Annotated in this window: 21 protein-coding genes; 11 read left to right on the top strand and 10 right to left on the bottom strand. The window is 48.4% G+C overall.

Annotated elements, in window-relative coordinates; genetic code table 11:
* Positions 1–39: 39 nt before the first annotated feature.
* The 10 genes from kdsA to rpoS all read left to right on the top strand — a co-directional run bounded on the left by kdsA (position 40) and on the right by rpoS (position 8,497).
* A complete protein-coding gene (gene kdsA, locus AB4876_RS01950; RefSeq protein WP_368379965.1) occupies positions 40–891 on the top strand; it encodes a 3-deoxy-8-phosphooctulonate synthase in 852 nt (283 codons plus the stop codon).
* Between the two features lie 39 nt (positions 892–930).
* The gene (eno, locus tag AB4876_RS01955) at positions 931–2,214 is read left to right on the top strand and encodes a phosphopyruvate hydratase (RefSeq protein ID WP_368379966.1); all 1,284 of its coding nucleotides are present in this window, start codon (positions 931–933) and stop codon (positions 2,212–2,214) included.
* 85 nt (positions 2,215–2,299) lie between these two features.
* Entirely contained in the window at positions 2,300–2,578 is a 279-nt protein-coding gene (gene ftsB / locus AB4876_RS01960; protein WP_301026743.1) for a cell division protein FtsB, read from the top strand.
* A gap of 43 nt (positions 2,579–2,621) precedes the next feature.
* On the top strand, positions 2,622–3,338 hold the full coding sequence (gene ispD, locus AB4876_RS01965) for a 2-C-methyl-D-erythritol 4-phosphate cytidylyltransferase (protein ID WP_368379967.1): 717 nt from the start codon (positions 2,622–2,624) through the stop codon (positions 3,336–3,338).
* Positions 3,331–3,822: a 2-C-methyl-D-erythritol 2,4-cyclodiphosphate synthase gene (gene ispF, locus AB4876_RS01970; protein WP_368379968.1), complete on the top strand. Its 492-nt coding sequence runs from the start codon at positions 3,331–3,333 to the stop codon at positions 3,820–3,822. The genes ispD and ispF overlap by 8 nt, the downstream gene beginning before the upstream one ends.
* On the top strand, positions 3,812–4,837 hold the full coding sequence (gene truD / locus AB4876_RS01975) for a tRNA pseudouridine(13) synthase TruD (RefSeq protein ID WP_368379969.1): 1,026 nt from the start codon (positions 3,812–3,814) through the stop codon (positions 4,835–4,837). The genes ispF and truD overlap by 11 nt, the downstream gene beginning before the upstream one ends.
* 77 nt (positions 4,838–4,914) lie before the next feature.
* Positions 4,915–5,553, top strand: coding sequence for a protein-L-isoaspartate(D-aspartate) O-methyltransferase (locus tag AB4876_RS01980; RefSeq protein ID WP_368379970.1), 639 nt, complete (start codon positions 4,915–4,917; stop codon positions 5,551–5,553).
* Between the two features lie 51 nt (positions 5,554–5,604).
* Positions 5,605–6,510 (top strand): DUF368 domain-containing protein, encoded by a 906-nt coding sequence (locus tag AB4876_RS01985; RefSeq protein WP_368379971.1) that lies wholly within the window; start codon positions 5,605–5,607, stop codon positions 6,508–6,510.
* Between the two features lie 204 nt (positions 6,511–6,714).
* Positions 6,715–7,437 (top strand): peptidoglycan DD-metalloendopeptidase family protein, encoded by a 723-nt coding sequence (locus AB4876_RS01990; protein WP_368379972.1) that lies wholly within the window; start codon positions 6,715–6,717, stop codon positions 7,435–7,437.
* 70 nt (positions 7,438–7,507) lie between these two features.
* On the top strand, positions 7,508–8,497 hold the full coding sequence (rpoS, locus tag AB4876_RS01995) for an RNA polymerase sigma factor RpoS (RefSeq protein WP_368379973.1): 990 nt from the start codon (positions 7,508–7,510) through the stop codon (positions 8,495–8,497).
* An 81-nt stretch (positions 8,498–8,578) separates the two neighbouring features.
* Here the strand turns inward: rpoS and fdxA are convergent, their stop codons facing one another.
* The 3 genes from fdxA to AB4876_RS02010 form a co-directional block, all read right to left on the bottom strand.
* Positions 8,579–8,902, bottom strand: a complete 324-nt coding sequence (gene fdxA / locus AB4876_RS02000) for a ferredoxin FdxA (protein ID WP_301026750.1) — start codon at positions 8,900–8,902, stop codon at positions 8,579–8,581.
* Between the two features lie 164 nt (positions 8,903–9,066).
* The gene (mutS, locus tag AB4876_RS02005; protein ID WP_438273394.1) at positions 9,067–11,652 is read right to left on the bottom strand and encodes a DNA mismatch repair protein MutS; all 2,586 of its coding nucleotides are present in this window, start codon (positions 11,650–11,652) and stop codon (positions 9,067–9,069) included.
* A 145-nt stretch (positions 11,653–11,797) separates the two neighbouring features.
* Positions 11,798–12,520, bottom strand: coding sequence for a spermidine synthase (locus AB4876_RS02010; protein WP_368379975.1), 723 nt, complete (start codon positions 12,518–12,520; stop codon positions 11,798–11,800).
* Positions 12,521–12,774: 254 nt separating this feature from the next.
* On the opposite strand from AB4876_RS02010, the gene recA reads away from it, so the two are divergent.
* Positions 12,775–13,809 (top strand): recombinase RecA, encoded by a 1,035-nt coding sequence (gene recA / locus AB4876_RS02015; RefSeq protein ID WP_368379976.1) that lies wholly within the window; start codon positions 12,775–12,777, stop codon positions 13,807–13,809.
* A 60-nt stretch (positions 13,810–13,869) separates the two neighbouring features.
* Here the strand turns inward: recA and AB4876_RS02020 are convergent, their stop codons facing one another.
* The 7 genes from AB4876_RS02020 to AB4876_RS02050 form a co-directional block, all read right to left on the bottom strand.
* Positions 13,870–15,042, bottom strand: a complete 1,173-nt coding sequence (locus AB4876_RS02020) for a PilT/PilU family type 4a pilus ATPase (RefSeq protein WP_368379977.1) — start codon at positions 15,040–15,042, stop codon at positions 13,870–13,872.
* A 164-nt stretch (positions 15,043–15,206) separates the two neighbouring features.
* On the bottom strand, positions 15,207–16,292 hold the full coding sequence (locus tag AB4876_RS02025; protein ID WP_368379978.1) for a phosphatase PAP2 family protein: 1,086 nt from the start codon (positions 16,290–16,292) through the stop codon (positions 15,207–15,209).
* A gap of 152 nt (positions 16,293–16,444) precedes the next feature.
* Positions 16,445–18,130 carry a pilus assembly protein TadG-related protein gene (locus AB4876_RS02030; protein ID WP_368379979.1) on the bottom strand — a complete coding sequence of 562 codons (1,686 nt, stop codon included), beginning with the start codon at positions 18,128–18,130 and terminating at the stop codon, positions 16,445–16,447.
* 5 nt (positions 18,131–18,135) lie between these two features.
* Positions 18,136–18,405: a DUF3613 domain-containing protein gene (locus tag AB4876_RS02035; protein ID WP_368379980.1), complete on the bottom strand. Its 270-nt coding sequence runs from the start codon at positions 18,403–18,405 to the stop codon at positions 18,136–18,138.
* Positions 18,402–19,103 (bottom strand): tetratricopeptide repeat protein, encoded by a 702-nt coding sequence (locus AB4876_RS02040; RefSeq protein ID WP_368379981.1) that lies wholly within the window; start codon positions 19,101–19,103, stop codon positions 18,402–18,404. The genes AB4876_RS02035 and AB4876_RS02040 overlap by 4 nt, the downstream gene beginning before the upstream one ends.
* A 16-nt stretch (positions 19,104–19,119) precedes the next feature.
* Positions 19,120–19,989 (bottom strand): type II secretion system F family protein, encoded by an 870-nt coding sequence (locus AB4876_RS02045; RefSeq protein WP_368379982.1) that lies wholly within the window; start codon positions 19,987–19,989, stop codon positions 19,120–19,122.
* Between the two features lie 10 nt (positions 19,990–19,999).
* Positions 20,000–20,860, bottom strand: coding sequence for a type II secretion system F family protein (locus AB4876_RS02050; RefSeq protein WP_368379983.1), 861 nt, complete (start codon positions 20,858–20,860; stop codon positions 20,000–20,002).
* Positions 20,861–20,867: the final 7 nt, after the last annotated feature.

Raw genomic sequence — 20,867 nt, forward strand, 5'->3', positions numbered from 1 at the left:
CAGTGTGTTGATCGGAATTGGGATTTAGGAAATACGTAGATGAAAGATAAAGTAGTAAGTGTTGCCGGTATTGATGTGGCGAATGATAAGCCCTTTGTTTTATTTGGCGGCATGAACGTGCTTGAATCCCGCGATATGGCCATGTCGGTTGCTGAGCATTATGTGACTGTTTGCGCAGAGCTGGGTATTCCCTATGTTTTTAAAGCGTCTTTCGATAAAGCCAATCGCTCGTCTGTACATTCCTACCGCGGTCCAGGCATGGATGAAGGCCTGAAAATTTTTCAGGAAATTAAGCAGACCTTTAATATTCCAGTGATTACCGACGTACATGAAATTTATCAGGCTGGCCCTGTCGCTGAAGTGTGTGACGTTATTCAGTTACCCGCTTTCCTCGCTAGACAAACGGACTTGGTGGCGGCGATGGCGGCCACCGATGCAGTTATTAATATTAAAAAGCCGCAGTTTTTAAGCCCCGCACAAATGAAGAATATTGTCGAAAAATTTGCCGAATGCGGTAACGACAAAATTATGCTGTGCGAGCGCGGCAGTAATTTTGGCTACGACAATCTGGTTGTCGATATGCTTGGTTTTAAAATTATGCGCGATGTCAGCGGTGGTGCGCCGCTGATTTTTGACGTTACCCACGCACTGCAGTGCCGCGACCCGATGGGCGCGGCGTCGGGCGGACGTCGCAATCAAGTTGCAGAGCTGGGTCGCTCGGGCATGGCTTTGGGTATCGCTGGTTTGTTCCTCGAGGCTCATCCCAATCCCGATCAAGCCAAATGTGATGGCCCCAGCGCACTGCCTTTGTCTGCGCTTAAAGGCTTCCTAGAACATATGAAGGCAGTGGATGATGTTGTGAAATCCTTGCCGACCCTCGATATTCAATAGATTTTTAATTTTATAAAGACTGACACGGAGAAAACTCACATGGCAGAGATTGTCGATATTAAGGCGTATGAGATCCTGGATTCTCGCGGTAACCCCACCGTTGAAGCGGATGTTGTACTAGCATCTGGCGCTGTAGGTAGTGCTTGTGCACCCTCCGGGGCATCGACGGGATCTCGCGAAGCCCTAGAGTTGCGCGATGGCGACGCCAGCCGTTACCTAGGCAAAGGCGTGCTTAAAGCCGTTGCCAATATCAACACCACGATTCGTGATTTGTTGCTGGGTATGGACGCTGAAGATCAGCGCGCTATCGACAATGCCATGATTAAAGCAGATGGTACCGAGACCAAATCTAATTTGGGCGCCAATGCCATTTTGGCCGTGTCTCTCGCCGCTGCAAAAGCGGTAGCGATTGAGAAGGGCATTCCTTTGTATCAGCGTATTGCTCAAATCAATGGCACCGAAGGCCAGTACACCATGCCCGTACCAATGATGAATATCATTAACGGTGGCGAGCACGCTGACAATAATGTCGATATTCAAGAGTTTATGATTCAGCCCGTTGGCGCGCCGACCTTTGCTGAAGCCCTGCGTCAGGGTGCGGAAATTTTCCACTCTCTGAAAAAAGTATTAGTTGCCCGCGGCCTGAGCACTTCAGTGGGCGATGAGGGCGGTTTTGCGCCGAACCTGCCATCGAATGAAGCTGCACTTGAAGCGATTGCCGAGGCCGTTGCCAACGCCGGTTATGAATTGGGCAAAGACATCACTTTGGCGCTGGATTGTGCCTCTTCTGAGTTTTACAAAAACGGCAAATATGTATTGAGTGGTGAAGGCAAAGAATTCGATGCCGAGGGCTTTGCGAGTTATTTAGACGAACTGAGCCAAAAATACCCAATTATCTCCATTGAAGATGGCATGGACGAAAGCGATTGGGATGGCTGGGCAACCTTGACTCGCAAAGTTGGCGACCGTGTGCAGTTGGTCGGCGACGACTTGTTTGTAACCAATACCAAAATTCTAAAACGTGGCATTGATAACAAAATTGCTAACTCAATTCTGATTAAATTCAACCAGATTGGTTCGCTGACTGAAACCTTGGACGCGATCAAAATGGCCAAGGATGCAGGTTACACAGCGGTTATTTCTCATCGCTCGGGCGAAACTGAAGACACTACCATTGCTGATCTGGCTGTGGCGACGTCTGCGGGCCAAATTAAAACCGGTTCACTGTGCCGTTCAGATCGCGTCGCTAAATACAATCGTTTGCTGCGTATCGAAGCTGAGTTGGGCGCGGCATACCGAGGCCGCGACGAATTCCGCGCCTAGTTATTCTCTGGGCAGCGAACGCTGCCCCTTGAATTAAATTGCGGGTATTGGGGACCAGTATGGGTGTGAGTGAGATGGCAGCACGATGACGCGCCGGCGACTGCTTTTATTACTGCTGGTCATTCTGGTTTTGCTGCAATTTAGGTTGTGGACGGGCACTGGTAGCTGGGAGCAAATTACCAGCTTGCGACGTGATATTGCCCAGCAGAAAAAGGTTAATGAAGATCTTAATTTGCGCAATGAACGGCTTTACGGCGAAGTGCGCAGTTTAAAAAACGATCTTGATAGTATTGAAGAGCGCGCCCGGAATGATATGGGCCTAATTAAAAGCAATGAGACTTTTTATCTCATAGTTGAAGAATAGTTGAAAAATAATAATAGCGCGCATACAGACAAACGGTTTTATCATGGCGATTAATAAAGCGCCCGCTACAGGGCTTTGGGCAGTGGTGCCCGCCGCTGGTCAGGGCACTCGCTTTGGTGCGGAACTTCCTAAACAATACCTTAAACTCAATGGCAAAGCCGTTATTGAGCACAGTCTCGACGCTTTGCTGGGCTGCTGCGAAATTCGTGGTGTGGCTGTTGCGCTAAAAGCAGACGATCCAATATTTGCGGAATTAGCCTGCGCTACTAATCCCATAGTGCGGCGGATTACCGGCGGTGCCGAGCGTGCCGAGTCGGTTGAGCTAGCCTTGGCTAGCTTGAGTGAAGCGCAGGATGGCGACTGGATATTAGTTCACGATGCAGCAAGACCCTGCCTAAGTCAGCGGGATATACAAATGCTGCTAGCTAAAGGGCGCGCGCATCCGGTAGGTGCATTGTTGGCTGCGCCGGTGGTGGATACCATGAAGCGTGCTACAGACCAAACTGAGGTTGCCGAAACTGTCGATAGACAAGTGTTATGGCGGGCGCTTACGCCCCAGTTGTTTCGCTATGGTGCGCTGCGTGACGCGCTTAAATACTGCCGTGAACAGGGTTTGCCGGTTACTGATGAAGCCTCGGCTATGGAGCACTGCGGCTTGCAGCCACTACTGGTGCAGGGCAGTCATCGCAATATTAAAATCACCTATCCTGATGATCTGTTGATCGCCGAGGTTTTTTTGGCAGGAGCCAATAATGACTAAGATTCGTATTGGCCACGGCTATGATGTACATCAATTGGCAGCGGGCGAGGGTATTCATCTCTGTGGTGTGTGGATTCCCTGTTCATATCAGCTAGTTGCCCATTCGGATGGCGATGTCGCCCTCCATGCGCTCTGTGACGCCTTGCTTGGCGCCTTGGCGTTGGGCGATATTGGCAAACATTTTCCCGACACCGATCCGCGCTATAAAGGTGCTGATAGCACTGAGCTACTTGCCCACTGCTATCAGCTAATTCGAGCGGAAGGCTACGCACTGGGCAATGCGGATATAACGATTGCCGCGCAAAAACCTAAGCTCGCTAGTTTTATTCCCGCCATGCGCGCCTCGATTGCCAAGGTCTTGAAATTAGACATGGGCCAGATTAGCGTGAAAGCGACCACCACCGAAAAATTAGGTTTTGTTGGTCGCAGCGAAGGTATTGCGGTTGATGCGGTGGTGTTATTGGAGCGTAGTAATGTTGCCTGAATGGCCCCGTGTGCTTGGCACTCCGCTGGTAAACGGGGTATTAAAAGCCCAGCCGGAAGATTTTGTGGTGGAGGAAGTTTTCCCCGTAGAGTTTAGTGGCGACGGCGAATTTGACTGGTTGTGGATAGAAAAACGCGGCGACAATACCGAGTATGTGGCCAAGCAATTGGCGCGTTTAGCCGGAGTACAGCCCAAGGCGGTAACGTATTCTGGGCAGAAAGATCGTCATGCGGTCACGCGCCAGTGGTTTTGCGTACATCTGCCAGGTAAAAACTTCCCTGCTTGGGAGGTGCCAGAGTCCGAAACTTGGAAAATTCTGCGCAAGGGGCGTCACCGCCAAAAGCTGCGTTTAGGCAGTCATCGTTATAACCATTTCACCCTGTGTTTAAGCGATTTAGCAGGTGATATCGACGATCTTAATCAGCGCTTGTCGATGGTACTTGTACAGGGCTTCCCTAATTACTTTGGTGAGCAGCGCTTTGGTCATCACGGCGGCAATATCGATGCCTGTCGGCAATGGTTTGCCGGCGAGATAAAACCGGCGCGCTTTGAGCGCAGCATGTATTTATCGGCGGCGCGGTCATTGCTGTTTAACGAGGTGCTGGCCCAGCGGGTGCTTGATGGCAGTTGGAATACGGGGCTAGACGGCGATGTGTATGCCCTGCGTGACAGTGGCAGTGTGTTTAGCGCTGAGCGCGACAATGAAACCATCGCCCGCTTGGCCAGCGGCGATATTCAAGCCACTGGGCCATTGTTCGGCAAGGCAGGACGTATAGTGGTAAATGGCCTAGCTGCGGAACGAGAGGAGACCGTGTATGCGCAGTATCCCTATTTCTGCACTGGCCTACTTAAACATGGTTTAAGCCTTGAGCGGCGGGCCCTGCGCTTGATAGCTAAAGATTTTCAATGGCAGTTTACAGGTAATAAGTCGCTGGAGCTGAGCTTTTCCCTGCCAAGGGGCTGCTTCGCCACAGCGCTTGTGCGAGAATTAATCAGCTACCCACTGGCGAGTTAGAGGCGGCGTGCGAGTCGTTGTTCATTAAAGTTAACAGAGAAAACTGGGTGACAATCTTAAATTTGCAAGGCATCGGGATGACATCCCAGAGAACTCGGGATCGCTTAATCGATCGTTTAACTGAGCGCGGTATAACAGATAACGCAGTTCTTAATGTCATTCGGGGTACACCCAGGCACATTTTTCTCGATGAGGCATTGTCCCATCGTGCCTATGAAGATAGCTCGCTCCCAATCGGCTTTCAGCAAACTCTTTCGCAACCCTATATTGTTGCTCGTATGACTGAGTTGTTACTGGCAAGTGGCCCGCGAGAGCGGGTTTTGGAGGTCGGTACCGGCTCTGGCTACCAAACCGCGATATTGGCGCAATTGGTTGGCCGAGTATTTAGTGTTGAGCGAATTCGACCGCTGCAAGAAAAGGCCCGTCAGCGCCTGCGGCAACTGGGTTTAAATAATGTTCAGCTGCGTCACGCCGATGGTGGTATGGGCTGGAAAGATCGCGGCCCCTTTGATGCTATTTTATCTGCAGCAGCACCAGCCGAAGTTCCTCAGGAATTACTCGAGCAATTGGCCATGGGCGGCCGCTTAGTGATTCCCATTGGCCCGCAAGGCAAGCAGCAAGCCCTCTATGTTTACGATAAAACCGAAGAGGGTATTCAACAACAAATGATCGAGCCGGTACTTTTTGTACCGCTACTTTCTGGTTTACTGTCGTAATTGTAAAAACTCGCGCTTTTAGTGCCGCTGTTTCAAGTAATAGGATGTTGTATGAAGGGATTTTATCCTGCGGTTTATCTTCGCGGAATGGCCATGGGCGCGGCCGATTTAGTGCCCGGTGTGTCTGGCGGTACTATCGCATTTATCACTGGTATTTACGATGAGCTCATTGAGAGTCTGAAATCCTGTAATTTAGAATCACTTGTATTATTGTTCAAGTCGGGCCCCGTCGCATTTTGGCAGTATATCAACGGCAGTTTCCTAATTAGCCTGATGCTGGGAATAGTAACCAGCGTGCTGTCTTTGGCGCGGGTTATTTCATTTGCGCTAGATGAATACCCGGTGCCTTTGGCCGCGCTTTTTTTTGGTTTAATTCTGGCTTCGGCGCTGATTGTTTATCGGCAAATCCCCGGTGCCGGCAAGCAGTTGCTTTGGCTATTTTTTGGATTGGGCTTTGCAATTTTGATTGGTGAAATTCGGCCTGCCGAAATTGCCGCTACGCCGTTAAATTTGTTTTTATCTGGTGCACTGGCAATCTGTGCCATGATTTTGCCGGGAATTTCCGGTAGTTTTATTTTATTGCTACTTGGCATGTACCAGCCAGTGATAGATGCGGTGAAAAGCATCGATATTGTTGCTTTGCTTAGTTTCGTAGCGGGCTGTGGGGTGGGCTTAATGCTATTTGTGCGGTTACTGTCGTGGTTGATGCATCATCATCGAGGCCCGCTACTAGCCGCTTTAAGCGGTATTCTTGTAGGGTCCTTGAGTATTATTTGGCCGTGGAAACTCGACGGAGAAGGGCAGTTACTTAGTGAGTCTCTTGCGTCTGGCTGGCAGAATGTATTGCCTTGGGACTACGCTCAAAAAGCGGATCCTCAGCTAATGCTCTCGCTGGGTTTGGCTGCTTGTGGTGTGGTTTTAGTGTTGCTCATAGAGCGATTTGCCAAAAAAGCCTAACTTTTTAAGACTATTTTTTTCTATAGCATAGACTTTAAAGCTCATATTGTGCTCAAAACCAAAGTGACATCGCGCTCAGCGCCCGTGAAAGACTGAGTCAAAACGGTATAGGAAGCTTACCCTAAACGAAAAAAGGCTTAACCTTGTGGATTGTCGGCCCTGAATATGAAGAGTAAGTTACTGCGACTCTTGTGCTTTTACTGCTTGATTTGTGGTTTGGTTTCTTGCTCAAGCAATGGCGGTTTCGCGCCTGTCTCAGATCGTTATAACCCTGCTGAGCGCACCCCTCCATATTATATAGTTAGTGCTGGCGATACCTTGTTCTCCATAGCTTGGCGTTATGGTTTCGAGCTTAAAGGGTTAGCGACCGCTAACGATATTGCTTCTCCGTACACAATTTATCCTGGCCAAGCTATCCTGTTACAGGAGAGTAGCCAGGCCCCTGTCAAGCAGCGCGCCCAAGCTAAAGCGCCTGCGGCGCCGGCGCCACGGACAGCGCCTGCAGTTGCTCAAAAACCGTCGATTGCTGTGCAAAAAAACGTATCCTTGCGAACAAATGAACGTTGGCGCTGGCCGGTCAATGGCCGAGTAGTGCGTCCTTTTGTGGCAACTGGGCAGGCGCATAAAGGTATTGATATAAAAGGTAAAATGGGAGAGCCTGTACATGCATCACGCAGTGGCGTAGTGGTATATGCGGGCAGTGGGTTAGTCGGTTATGGCAACCTACTGATACTCAAACATTCTGATCGCTATTTAAGTGCTTACGGGCATAATCGACGTTTAACGGTAAAGGAGGGTGATAAAGTTAAAGTGGGTCAGGTGATTGCAGAGTTGGGAGATAGCGGCACTGATTCAGTTAAATTGCATTTTGAAGTTCGTGTAGAAGGAAAACCGGTTGATCCTTTAAAGTTGCTGCCGCGGCGCTAAATTTACAGACCCGGAAGACACTTGGAGTATCACTTAGTCGAGTAATAACAAACCAAATAAGGATTCGACGATGCGGGTATATGAGAATGACGATCACCGCTCAAGTGTGATCGATGTGTTAGTGAGTGATAATAATAACGATGACGACCGCGAGCATGCTGTTGCCAAAGACAAGGCTATTAAAGGAATCAAGTTAAGCCGCCCACGACGGCAGTCAAAAGACCTAGATGCCACCCAGTTATACCTTAGTGAAATAGGCTTTTCGCCGCTGCTCAGTGCAGAAGAAGAAGTGTACTTTTCGCGTTTAGCTAGAAAAGGTGATGAGGCTGGCCGCAAGCGAATGATTGAGAGCAATTTACGCTTGGTTGTTAAAATATCGCGCCGTTACTTGAACCGTGGTTTGAGTCTGTTGGATTTGGTTGAAGAGGGTAATCTCGGCTTAATTCGTGCGGTAGAAAAATTTGATCCAGAGCGCGGCTTTCGTTTTTCAACTTATGCGACATGGTGGATACGCCAGACCATAGAGCGGGCAATAATGAATCAAACCCGCACCATTCGTTTACCTATTCACGTGGTAAAAGAACTTAACAGTTATTTGCGTGCGGAGCGCGAGCTTACCCAAAAACTAGATCACATGCCTTCTCCCGAAGAAATGGCAGCAGCGCTCGATCGGCCGGTAGCTGAAGCGAAGCGGTTATGTGGCCTAAAGGATCGAGTTGGCTCAGTTGATGTGCCGGTGGCGCAGGATTCAGATCAGGTATTGCTTGATACGCTTGCCGATAGCCAAGCTTTAAACCCCAGTGATATTTTACAGAGCGAAGACCTCTCTAGCAGCATTGACCTTTGGCTGGGGGAGCTAAGTACTAAGCAGCGAGAAGTGGTGGTGCGCCGTTTTGGTTTGCGCGGTCATGAACCCGCAACACTGGAAGAAGTCGGTCGCGAAATTGGTTTAACGCGGGAGCGCGTGCGACAAATACAGGTTGAAGCCCTGAAAAGCATGCGTGTTTTATTTGAGGCCAATGGCCTTAATGCCGCATCGCTGTTTTCTGAAAATGCCTAAGTTATTTTACTGGCAATAAAAAAGCCCGCAAATGCGGGCTTTTTTATGTGCTGAATTTTAACTCAGCTGTGCATGAATAGCTTAGCGCTCAAGATACTGAAGTTTATTAGGCTTGTTGGCCCATTCTTCTGCATCTGCCGGTGCCGGCTTCATTTCGGTGATATTTGGCCACACTTCCGCAAGTTCTGCGTTCAGCTCCAAGAATACCTGTTGGTCTTCGGGGAGTTCATCCTCAGAAAATATCGCATTTACTGGGCATTCTGGTTCACACAGTGCGCAGTCGATGCACTCGTCGGGATGAATGACGAGAAAATTCGGACCTTCGTAAAAACAATCTACCGGACAAACTTCAACACAATCAGTGTGTTTGCACTTAATGCAATCTTCGCCTACAACAAAAGTCATTTTTGGTCAGCCCCTTTTAAATCCTGACTGTGGGTTGGGTTACTCGCAGAGCGCGGTATTGTAACACCAGTGAAAAATATGGGTATAGCTTTCGTCTTACCTTTAATTTAGCTGTGTATTATCGCTTTTACGTATTAAGGACGCCAGTTTCACTATAAACCCCGCTATTGCAGCTGGGCCTTGAGCTTATACAGCAGCTCATGGGCTTGGCGTGGGCTGAGGTCGTCGGGATTGATGTCGTCTAACTCGCTCAACACCGGGTGGTCGGCACTTAGCGGCGGAGCAAATAAGTCGGGCTGCGGTCCAGCGGTATTGAGCTGGGTGTGGCCAATAGCCTGTGATTCTAACTCGCGTAGCTTTATTTTGGCGGCGCTAACCACCTTAGGTGGTATGCCCGCCAATTTAGCGACCTGTAGACCGTAACTGCGGTTGGCGGGGCCTTCTTCAACGCGGTGTAAAAATACAATATGGTCATTGTGCTCGGTGACGCCAAGGTGAACATTTGCCGCCTTAGGGTAGGTTTCTGGTAAAACCGTCAACTCAAAATAATGGGTGGCGAACAGCGTGAAGCCGTGAACTCGGTCGGCCAGATCAATCGCACAGGCCCAGGCCAGAGAAAGCCCGTCGAAGGTGCTGGTGCCGCGGCCGATTTCATCCATTAGGATCAAGCTTTTGGCGGTGGCATTATGAAGAATATTGGCAGTCTCGGTCATTTCCACCATAAAAGTAGAGCGCCCGCCGGCGAGGTCGTCTGACGAGCCGATACGGGTGAATATTTGGTCCACTAAACTCAGTTTTACCGATTTGGCGGGCACAAAGCTGCCGATGTGGGCCAAGAGTACAATTAGCGCAGTTTGGCGCATATACGTCGATTTACCGCCCATGTTCGGGCCGGTAATAATCAATGTGCGGCGGTCATCGGCAAGTTTGAGATCATTTGCAATAAAGGGCTCGTCGAGCACGCTTTCTACCACTGGATGGCGGCCTTGCTCAATATCCAATAGCGGACTATTGCTGAACTCTGGCTGGCAGAGATCAAGCTGAACAGCGCGCTCCGCCAAGTTTGCGATGACGTCTAGTTCGCATAAGCCTTGTGCCGCATTTTGTAAGTCGGCCAGCTCGGCATTAAGGTTGTCTAGCAATTCGTCATAGAGCATTTTTTCGCGCGCAAGAGCGCGGCTTTTACTGCTCAGTGCTTTGTCTTCAAAAGTCTTTAACTCTGGCGTAATAAAGCGTTCGGCATTTTTTAAGGTCTGTCGGCGAATGTACTCAACAGGTGCTTGGCCCGCTTGCAGTTTGCTTATTTCAATGTAGTAGCCATGGACCCTGTTATAGCCCACTTTCAAGGTGCTCAGTCCCGTTTTTTCCCGCTCGCGGCGCTCCATTGCCAATAGAAACTCACCGGCATCAGTGCTCAGGCTGCGCAGTTCGTCGAGTTCGCTGTCGAAGCCCTCGGCAATTACGCCGCCGTCGCGCAATACCATGGGTGGGTTTTCTGCCACCGCTCGGCCGAGTAAATCGGCAAGCGTAGGGAATTCGCTGATTTGCTCTGCTAAATCCTTTAAATAGGGAATGTCAAAGGGTTTTAATTGGCTTTGTAGCGCAGGTAAGGTCGCCAGCGAGCGCTGCAAGCGCGACAAATCTCGCGGGCGGGCCGAACGCAGGCCGACGCGGGATAGAATACGTTCTAAATCGCCGATTTGCTTGAGTGTGGCGCGCAGGGTTTCGAACTGATAATTATCAATAAGGCCGACTACGCCACTTTGACGTGCGCTCAGAATAGCTTGGTTGCGGAGGGGGCGGTGTAGCCAGCGCCGTAGCAAACGCGAACCCATGGCGGTTTGGCAGCGATCAAAGACCGAGGCGAGGGTATTTTCAACGCCACCACCAAGATTTAGGTCCAGCTCTAAATTGCGACGAGTTGCGGCGTCCATTGCAACTGCGTCATCGCGGTTCTCGTGCTTGAGCTGGCGAATATGGGGCAGGGCAGTGCGCTGGGTGTCTTTAACGTAATGCAGTAAGCAGCCAGCGGCGGAGACACCTTGAGTAAGTTGTTCGCAGCCAAAGCCGGCCAAGTCTTGCACACCAAAGTGTTGGCACAGTCCCCGCGTTGCAGCGTCAAAATCAAACTCCCAGGGCGGAAGTTTACGTAGACCAGGAAACTTGGGCATTTCCTCTACATTGAGATCGTCGGCAACCAGTAGCTCGGCGGGGCGCAGGCGCTGTAACTCGCCAACAAATGCTGTTTGACCTTTTACTTCTAAAACTTGAAAGCGACCGCTGCTCATGTCTAGCACAGCTATGCCGAACAAGCCCGAGTGCCCACAAGCGGCAACAAGTAGCGCGTCGCGACGTTCATCCAGTAGCGCCTCGTCACTGATGGTGCCTGGCGTAACTATGCGCGCGACAGCGCGTTCTACTGGCCCTTTGCTGGTCGCCGGATCGCCGATTTGCTCGCAAATCGCCACTGACTCGCCGGCTTTGACTAATTTCGCTAAATAGCCTTCAACAGCGTGGTAGGGCACGCCACACATCGGAATTGGATTGCCGCCTGTTTTGCCCCTAGCCGTAAGCGTAATGTCCAGTAATTCGGACGCTTTTTTGGCGTCATCAAAAAACAGTTCGTAAAAGTCACCCATGCGGTAAAACACCACCTCATTGGGGTGTTCAGCTTTAATTTTAAGGTACTGAACCATCATGGGCGTGTGCTGTGTTTCGGCAACAGTATTGGTAGTGGCTTTGCTCATCATTGCTCTATGTTGGCCTTGTTGGTTAGGCGGTAAATTTGTGGTGTTCGGCGTAAATTGGCGGACAAAATTAGGGGCTGGCTAGCGGCATTAATGAATTAGGCAAGAATAGCAAAACGTATAAAAAACCACTAATAGCATACTGCTGTTATAGATTGCCTCGGTCGGCGGACTGCCACGGCTTTTGGGCAAGAAAAATAGTGTGGCGGCTGCCTTTGCCAGGGCGTGCGCGAACAGTGTGTATAGTGACCTTAAAGCGGGCTTTTTTAAGGCGAATGGCGAACATAGAGTCGGCGCCCGCCGACCAGATCGCTAATACACCTTCGGGGCGTAAAGTGTTAAATATTGCGTCTAGTCCAGCTTGAGAATACAGCCAGTTATTGTCGGTTTGCGTTAGTCCTTCGGGGCCGTTATCAACGTCGAGTAAAATGGCGTCATAGGCGCGGGGATTGTTGTTCATTAATTCGGCAACGTCACCGACATGGACCTTGGCTCTAGCGTCGCGCAGCGGATTGCCAGCGCATTCACCCAGTGGGCCGCGGTTCCACTCCACCACGGCGGGAATGAGCTCCGCCACGGTAACTGTAGTGCTGGCGCCAACGCCGCGAAGTGCCGCTGCTAAGGTGTAACCCATGCCTAGGCCGCCGACTAGTATCTCGGCGCCTAAAACCTCAGCGCTGCCGTCGCGCACTTTTAACCGCGCACAGGCCAGATCGGCAAGGGCTTCCTCTGAATTGAACATTCGACTGTTCATCAGCTCACCGCGCACGCCCGACAGGCGGATAGAGAACTCATCGCCGCGCTGGGATAATTTAAGTTCGCCGCCATTATTGGGGATCTGCGCGGTGCTAAGTTGTTTCCAGGGGATCATGATGCCTCGGGCTGCGGTTTTGAATGCGGACTGCACTTTAACACAGCCACTTTTAGGTGTAATAGTAATGAAATCCTGGCAGTGGCTTAATGGTATGTGTTGCTGGGCGTCGAGGATTTTGAAAACGCTAAAGAATTTGGCGTACGGCATTGACAATGGGGCTGATAATACTGATTATACATACAGTTGTTTGGCCAGTGGTTCAGCCAGCCATTATTCATTTTAATATCAGCATTCACAAAGGTAGAGAACATATGGATCCCAATAAGCAGAAAGCACTGGAATCGGCGCTGAGCCAGATTGAGCGCCAGTTTGGTAAGGGTTCAATCATGAAAATGGGCGATAGCTCACGGGAAGTGATGCCATCTGTCTCTACCGGCTCGCTGGGGCTGGATATTGCGCTTGGTATCGGTGGTTTACCCTACGGCCGAATCGTAGAAATCTATGGCCCAGAGTCGTCAGGTAAAACTACACTGTGTCTGCAGGTTATGGCTGAGGCTCAAAAAGCGGGCAAAACAGTGGCTATTGTCGATGCAGAGCACGCTCTAGACCCCCAATACGCTGAAAAGCTTGGTGTAAACCTAGACGATCTATTGGTTTCTCAACCTGATACTGGCGAGCAGGCATTGGAAATTACCGATATGCTGGTTCGCTCTGGTTCGGTTGACGTTATTGTTATCGACTCGGTAGCGGCGTTAGTGCCTAAGGCTGAAATTGAAGGTGAAATGGGCGATACCCATGTCGGTCTGCAGGCGCGCTTAATGTCTCAGGCGCTGCGTAAACTCACCGGTAATATTAAGAACGCTAACTGCCTTGTTATTTTCATTAACCAGATCCGGATGAAGATTGGTGTAATGTTTGGCAACCCAGAAACCACTTCTGGTGGTAATTCACTAAAGTTCTATGCCTCGGTTCGTCTTGATATACGCCGTATTGGTGCGGTTAAAGATGGTGAGGAAGTGATTGGCAATGAAACGCGAGTGAAGATCGTTAAAAACAAAGTGTCACCTCCGTTCAAGCAAGCAGAGTTTCAGATCCTTTACGGACAGGGAATTTATCGTCTTGGCGAAGTGATTGATTTGGGCGTAAAGCAGGGCTTGGTCGATAAGGCTGGTGCTTGGTATGCCTATAAGGGTGATAAAATTGGCCAAGGTAAAGCAAATGCCGCTAAGTATCTCAGTGAGCATCCTGAAATAGCTGCAGAAATCGAGGGGCAGATTCGCGAAGCGATGCTTCCTAAACCTAGCGCAAAGAAAGCACCTGAAGAACCGGTTGCCACTGAGAAGTAGTAATCTAATAGAGTAATACTGCAGTTATCGTGTACTGCAGTATTACTCTTAGCAAAGCGTCTATTCAGGTAGTTCCTCTTCGTTATTATCCATTTCTAAGCTTAAACTCATTGCCGACACAGGTTTTTTCTCGTCATTACCGGTCTCTTCTGCAGCGTCTGCTGGTATACCGCGCTTGCTGTGCAACTTTATGCGCAAGCGGAGGTTGTTTGCTGAATCAGCATTTTTCAATGCTTCTGCAAATGAAACTTTGCCTGCTTCGTAAAGATTGAAGAGGGCGAGATCAAAGGTTTGCATGCCCACGTTTTCAGATTTATGCATGATTTCTTTGATTGTTTCAATTTCACCCTTATGAATTGCTTGGGCGACTGTCGGCGTGCCGAGGAGAATCTCTATAGCGGCTGCTCGTTTGCCGTCTTCGGTGGGTACTAGGCGCTGAGATACAAAACACTTTAAATTCAACGAGAGATCAAGCAATAGCTGGTTTCGCCGTTCCTCGGGGAAGAAATTAATAATCCGGTCTAGAGCTTGGTTGGCGTTGTTAGCGTGTAAGGTTGATATACAAAGGTGGCCCGTTTCAGCGAAGGCCAATGCGTGCTCCATCGTTTCTCGGTCACGGATTTCACCAATTAAAATTACATCAGGCGCTTGGCGCAGGGTGTTTTTTAACGCCTGGTGAAAACTGCGAGTATCCATGCCAATCTCGCGTTGGTTTACGATGCTGCGCTTATGACGGTGGATAAATTCAATAGGGTCCTCAATGGTAATGATGTGGCCACTACTGTTGGTGTTACGGTGATCGATAAGCGCAGCGAGGGAGGTGGACTTACCCGAGCCAGTCGCCCCAACAAACAACACCAGCCCGCGCTTAGTCATAATGACTTCTTTTAATATCGGCGGCAGGCCTAAAGCATCGACATTGGGTATGTCGGTAACGATATTTCTGGCTACCATGGAGATTTCATTGCGCTGTTTGAAGATGTTGACCCTAAATCGTCCTACGCTTGGTATGTGGTAGGCGAGGTTCATTTCTAATTCTTGCTCGAATTCCTCGATTTGGGCCTCATCCATAATGGCGTAAGCGATTTTCTTAATATCGCCAGCCGCAAAGCTTTCTTTGTCTAGTGGCTTGAGCTTGCCGTGGAACTTGGCGCAGGGTGGAGCTCCAGTGCTAAGAAAGAGGTCTGAGCCATCATTTTTGGCGAGGACGGTAAGGTAGTCATTAAACGTCATGGCTGCTTCTCTTAAACTGGCAGTGATTAGGCTATTTACGGAGAGCAATTAGGCAAATACTTGGTCTCTAGCGGCATTGGTATTGGGCTCGGGGACGAAATGACTGTCACCGTTTAATACCTCGCTGGTTCAAATGACCAAGTGTAGCGCGCCTCTCAAAAATGTTAGCAAGGACTACAAACGTCAGTCTTGTCTATAAGCTTATTATGTTGGCAATTGCTATCAGAGACAAGATAAGCGCTAATTTTCCAAATCAAGGCGGTTGAAATGATCGATAAATAGCCATCAATGGCGTAGTGCCAGCCGAGGTGAACCGAACCCAATAAAATTAATAGTAGAAATATAGCTCCAAATAGCCGGAAAGCAACACGATTGGTGCGCCAGCATACAAAAAGGATCAAGGTCGCAATGGAAATGTGCATGCTGGGCATCGAGGAAATTCCGCCGCCGGCGCCTACAGCACCGCTAGAGTGCCAACCCCAAAGGAGCTGTTGTGCTTCCAAGGCTAATAATGGGTAGTTAGAGTTAGCTACGTTTAAATAGGCCATCAATCCATGGTAAGGGTTGTTAATGGCAGGATAAATATTTTCGAAGAAAGCGGGGCCTACCGAGGAAAAAATAAATGCTAGAATTGTGCCGTTTACCGTCCAGGCCATTAGGTAGCTAAGTAGAAACCGTTTTCGTAATATTTCATTTTTTGATAAAAATATAAACCATACAAGTACTGTTAACATTGCGATGAACCAAGAGGCGTAAATCATATCAATGAAACGAGTAATTATGGGTTGGCCAAGGAAAGGCTGAAGTATTTCCCATGGAGCGTAACCCCCATGTAATTTTCGGTCAAAATTATCAAGTGCAAGATCCCAGCTAAATGGATTGATCTCTGGAATTAGGAATTTAAAAGAAGTCATTGTAGATAAAAATATACATATTGCTAAATAAGTTAAAATTCCTCTGATAAACACATAGCTTGTCATTGATGACTTCAGCTGGAAAAACATATGCAAAAATAAGTTCTTGGGCCGAATTTTTATCATGATGTGGAATGTGTAAATGGCATAAAAAATCATTCCGACTGGAATGAATTGGAGCGTAGCCGGTTTGATATACATAAATATTGAAAAACGGTCACTAAGGCCATGATAGTGAATAAAACCCAAGGTGCAAATCACATACGCCGCTACAAATAGGAAAAAAGCCTGGTTTGTAGCGAGAGAGATGGCGGTATGTGTAGTTATTTTATTCATATTGATTGGGTTTCTCTCTCGCGCGCATGCTTAGTGATTAGATCGGATTAATAAATATTTTGAGTACTAATCCGCACATGCTTACTGTGAAACTGTCCTAAATATTATATGGCAATAAGCAGCTATCTTGTCGACATAAAGCAGAACAGAGTTCAATTAACCAATCTTACGGTATCATTTTCACAAGTGAGCGCCGCACCTATTTCCGCTCCCGCTATACTCACGCCGAGTGTATTTAATAAAGGATTTATTATCGGCGTCAGAAGAGTGCTGAGCACGGTTGATAAACTGCTTGTTAAGGTTGAGACCGTAGCTGATACGAGACTTGTAACGAGGGGGATTACTGGGGTGAAGCTGACGGCCGGTGTAAGCGCGAGAGCGCTGCTAACACCGGTAGTAGGTTGAAACGCGTTATCGGTAAGCATTACAGCGACTTCCGGTAGCTCTTCGTCGGTGTCGTTGGTATGGATAATTAAATTATTGAAGTTAGACGCGAGATCCATCGTTGCTTTAAATAAAATTTGGATTTCTGGTGTTAAAAGTATTGCTGGGATACGGATTATGGCGGTTGGTGATAGTATCGGTGAGCCAGAAAAAACATTTGCATAGGCATTGCTCGGCGTACTGCCAAAGCTACCAACTTTCACTGATACAGCTGAGGTATTTGCCAAGCTATTCAGTTGTTTTTCATTATCTGCGGCGCAAACATAATCATCTACAGTAGCATCTGCTTCCGCGGCATCAACGAGGACATCAATTTGTGCAGGTATAAGATTGGATAGGCCTAAGGGAAGGGTTGTCGTCAGCGATATAAATACCCGAACTTGTGCCGTTTTTACACTGATGGTGTCAGACTCTGGGTTACCGATAGCCGATATTTGGGGCGGAGATATGATTTTTACCCCGATTTTTCCATTGACCAAGCCTAATACACTGACAGTCTGATCGAGACTAATAGCGCTATCTCCGGCTGCAATTTGCATAAGCCCTTGAACCAAATCAAAAGCGTTAATATTGGTATTCAGGGACGCTTTTGATGCCTCCGCCTGAACGTTAATCAGATCTCCCAGTGTAATAGGCAGTGTTGGAATTTCTAGGGCTAAGCTATCTAAGGAGTTCGCCGCAGTTATTGACGCTGTGCTGCCTTCGGTATTAAGCACATCAGCTGCAATCGACAGTAGCGTTGGGAGATTGATGTTGGTGCTAAGTATCGAGTTGTAGTCGCCCGCGGTTGCACCAAGTTCAATCAAGTAGTTCAGTAAGTTTATGTCGGCATCTATTAGCCCCTGCCAACCAGCGGCACTTAGTGTCAAGGTTGAGCCGGTTAGTCCACCCAGTACTGAATTGAGCATCCCTCCGTCAACGGAAACCAAACTATTACGGATGGTAAGTTGCGCTGTTGGCTCGCATGCTTTTGCGGTTGCCGTGGCACTCAGATTTATTTCATTGTCGCCAGTTGGCATTAATTGTGCGAAAAGTGATGTGGGTACCTTATAAGCAAGATTGACAGTAATTGCATTGCCATCGCGGCTAACCGCAAGGCTGCTATTGGTGTTGTTTCCTTTGAAATCATTACGGGTAGCAGAGAGAACATACATGTCAGCAAGAGTCATAGACTCTACATCGAGCGTTTGGTCCCGGCAGTAGATTAGTGCAGTTTCCATAGCCGCTAAATCGGCATTCTTTTGTAAGGTGCGCTTCTCAAGATAGAGCCGTCCAGTGTCAGCGACCACTGCGACAAAAGTGAATAAACTCAGCATCATCAATACCGCGAGGATTGTAGTGACACCCGCTTGCCTAGCAGGGTGATACTGATTTAACTTTTGCTGTGGTCGCATATTGCTTACTCTGCTTTGAATGAGTCGCTACCGAAACGCTCGGGAATTGGGTGTGAGAAGCTTTTAACATAGCGGTTATACACTTCGGTGCTGACCTTGCCACTAAGGTGTTGTTCTTGGCTGCTGGCGTTTTGACCAGAACTTTGCTGGGCTAATAGTCTGCTTGTCACTGTTTGAAACTTAGTATTTGGTGTATATACGACTTCTGGCTCGGCCAGAGTCTGCATTGACGTGGCGAAGGCGCTAAACGCTAGGGCAAATATTACTGGTTTCATAGTGGTGCTCCATCATAGATATTGTTACTACCTGCTAAAGCAGGTTGTTTGAACGCATTGGCTTGACTAAGCAGGTATTTAAATTCTGTGGAGTCAATACCATTATTTTTCGCCATGCGCACTGCTGTGCGGCTGTCACCATCTAATATCAGGCTGATGACCATGTTTCTAATGGCGACGGGGTGGCCAGGCTGTAATTGGAGCGCGGTCATAAATTCACGCTGGGCGTCTTTAAAGTTTTTATGGGCAAGTAAAATAAAGCCGTAGTCATTGCGGATATCGGCATTACTTGGCGCTAGACGACGTGCTTTTAACATTTGCTGGTGGGCCTGAGGCAAATCACCTCGCGTCGCGAGAATCTTTGCCATACCGGCGTGGCCGTAGGCGGTCAGGCAGGTCAAGCTAAGGTTTCGGTAGCTTACGTAAGCTTCACTGAGCATGCCGGTATTGCGCTGTGCCTCTGCCCGGAGCCGCAGAACCCTTGGGTTCGCATCAGAGGCTTTTTCTAAGTAGGCTAAAGCGGAATAATACTGTTTTTCTAGCACCTGCTGTTCGATCAAATCTAAAGAAATACTCTCTTCTTTACTGGTCGGAACGTTACAGTTACTTGCGTTTGTTTGGCGGCTCGATGCGGTGCTGGCGCAGCCCGTTAGCAGCACAATGAGCAAACCAGTTATTGAAAGTGTCAGTATTTTCATTTCACACGCTCCTGCGTTATTGTCCTAGATTGCCTATTGCTGTGGAGATCGACATAAGTGCTGGGCCGGCGACAACAATCAACAGTGCTGGGAATAGGAACAGCATCATTACTAAGGACATTTTCCCTGACATCTTGTTAACTTGTTCCTGTAAGTCTAATTTCCGACGGTTTTGCAGTAAGCGATATAATTCGTCTAAGGCTTTATCAATACTGCCGCCAGTGATCGCTTGTTGGCGAACAACGATAAGGTATTCCTTGAAACCCTCGGCGTTAGTGCAGCCAATAAGTTCATAGAGCGCTTCTTCTTGGCTTTGGCCAGACTCAATTTTATTTACCGCTAGCTGTAATTCTTGGGAACAGGTAGGAGCGAGGTTGCGAAGCTGATCGCATATTATCGCCAGTGTTCTCGGTAGTGAAAGTCCCACTCGCCATAGCATCCTTGTGGTTTGAACCAAAATCAGGGTTTCTTGATTTAATTTTTCTTGGCGGCTTTGAGCAATTTTTTTCAGGAAAAAATAGGCTAAGTAAACCAGTGAAATAAAGCCAAGAGTAATGATAAACAGTATCGTCGTAGGCGGGGTGCCATTGAAATATGTATATATACCAAGGCATATAGCGGTGCCGATAATCGCGATTAAGGTAATTGAGATCGTGTTGACCTGTTGCTCGGTATTAAGCAAGCCAGCGCGGCGTAAAAGTTGAGATAAGGAGGCGATGTGGGTGTTTTCTTCCCGCAATTGTCGCCACATATCTTTGGAGTTGAATTCAAACTCTTGGTTTTTACCTGGTGCAGCAGTTTCCAAATGGGCAACGGCGAGTAATATTACCGGTGCAGTGCAAAGTATAACCGCGCCGATAATGTAATAGAGGTGATGTACTTCCATGATCTGTTCCTCAGTTGCCTATCGACTTAATCATACGCCACAGAATAATGACACCCATTAATTGCATAATGACCGCGACAATTAAGGTTTGTTGGCCGCCAGCGTCCTGCCACATATCGGTTAGAAATTTAGGGTTGTTGTAGAAAGTATAGGCGGCAATGCCTGGTGGCAAGGCCGCTAATATCGCCGCTGTAACTCTGGTTTCACCTGTCATGGCACTTAATTCACGTTTACCCGAGTCCTGCATTCTGAGTATGTCTACGATGTCATCAAGAATTGAACGAATACTGCCGCCGTATTGCTCGTTGATACGTAAGGCCGTGGCGAGAACATCAAATTCATTTAATTGGTTGACTCTGGCTTCCCGTTCAAATGCTTGGTGAAGGTCGTAGCCAAAGTGAACTCGGCGTACTACGCGACGCATTACAGTGCCGAGCGGGCGCTCAAGTGTTTCTACTGAGTCAGCAAAAGCATTTTCTACAGAGACCCCCGCAGACAGCCGCCGAGTTACCTGATTAATGAAGGAGGGCAGCTGGTCTAGCATTTTTGCACGTCGTTGTGCGCCAATAATTTTTATTAGAGATACCGCCACCAGTAAAACGCCAACAGCGGCGATAATATTTATTTTTACGGGCAGGATCAGAAAGCAAAGTGCGATAGCTGTTACGGTGATCGCAATACCTGCGTAAACAATACTTGGTGGCAGTTCGACACCATTACTACCAAGATAATTCTCTAAGAATGCAGGCAGTTTTTGCCCCAATTCAGGTATAAGCTCATCTTCTGGAATAGCTTCGCTTGATTCGCTGCTAATCATTAGCACGACAAAGGCCAGTCCAACCAAAAGTAGAGCTAGTGCAATCCATAACATAGCGGTT

Origin of the sequence: Zhongshania guokunii (genome assembly GCF_040892635.1) — a bacterium.
Lineage (GTDB): Bacteria > Pseudomonadota > Gammaproteobacteria > Pseudomonadales > Spongiibacteraceae > Spongiibacter > Spongiibacter guokunii.

Bases quoted from the DNA above. Each gene is read 5' to 3' on its own strand.
- kdsA (WP_368379965.1), top strand. From the start codon at position 40: ATGAAAGATAAAGTAGTAAGTGTTGCCGGTATTGATGTGGCGAATGAT.
- eno (WP_368379966.1), top strand. From the start codon at position 931: ATGGCAGAGATTGTCGATATTAAGGCGTATGAGATCCTGGATTCTCGC.
- ftsB (WP_301026743.1), top strand. From the start codon at position 2,300: ATGACGCGCCGGCGACTGCTTTTATTACTGCTGGTCATTCTGGTTTTG.
- ispD (WP_368379967.1), top strand. From the start codon at position 2,622: ATGGCGATTAATAAAGCGCCCGCTACAGGGCTTTGGGCAGTGGTGCCC.
- ispF (WP_368379968.1), top strand. From the start codon at position 3,331: ATGACTAAGATTCGTATTGGCCACGGCTATGATGTACATCAATTGGCA.
- truD (WP_368379969.1), top strand. From the start codon at position 3,812: ATGTTGCCTGAATGGCCCCGTGTGCTTGGCACTCCGCTGGTAAACGGG.
- AB4876_RS01980 (WP_368379970.1), top strand. From the start codon at position 4,915: ATGACATCCCAGAGAACTCGGGATCGCTTAATCGATCGTTTAACTGAG.
- AB4876_RS01985 (WP_368379971.1), top strand. From the start codon at position 5,605: ATGAAGGGATTTTATCCTGCGGTTTATCTTCGCGGAATGGCCATGGGC.
- rpoS (WP_368379973.1), top strand. From the start codon at position 7,508: ATGCGGGTATATGAGAATGACGATCACCGCTCAAGTGTGATCGATGTG.
- fdxA (WP_301026750.1), bottom strand. From the start codon at position 8,902: ATGACTTTTGTTGTAGGCGAAGATTGCATTAAGTGCAAACACACTGAT.
- mutS (WP_438273394.1), bottom strand. From the start codon at position 11,652: ATGATGAGCAAAGCCACTACCAATACTGTTGCCGAAACACAGCACACG.
- AB4876_RS02010 (WP_368379975.1), bottom strand. From the start codon at position 12,520: ATGATCCCCTGGAAACAACTTAGCACCGCGCAGATCCCCAATAATGGC.
- recA (WP_368379976.1), top strand. From the start codon at position 12,775: ATGGATCCCAATAAGCAGAAAGCACTGGAATCGGCGCTGAGCCAGATT.
- AB4876_RS02020 (WP_368379977.1), bottom strand. From the start codon at position 15,042: ATGACGTTTAATGACTACCTTACCGTCCTCGCCAAAAATGATGGCTCA.
- AB4876_RS02025 (WP_368379978.1), bottom strand. From the start codon at position 16,292: ATGAATAAAATAACTACACATACCGCCATCTCTCTCGCTACAAACCAG.
- AB4876_RS02030 (WP_368379979.1), bottom strand. From the start codon at position 18,130: ATGCGACCACAGCAAAAGTTAAATCAGTATCACCCTGCTAGGCAAGCG.
- AB4876_RS02035 (WP_368379980.1), bottom strand. From the start codon at position 18,405: ATGAAACCAGTAATATTTGCCCTAGCGTTTAGCGCCTTCGCCACGTCA.
- AB4876_RS02040 (WP_368379981.1), bottom strand. From the start codon at position 19,103: ATGAAAATACTGACACTTTCAATAACTGGTTTGCTCATTGTGCTGCTA.
- AB4876_RS02045 (WP_368379982.1), bottom strand. From the start codon at position 19,989: ATGGAAGTACATCACCTCTATTACATTATCGGCGCGGTTATACTTTGC.
- AB4876_RS02050 (WP_368379983.1), bottom strand. From the start codon at position 20,860: ATGTTATGGATTGCACTAGCTCTACTTTTGGTTGGACTGGCCTTTGTC.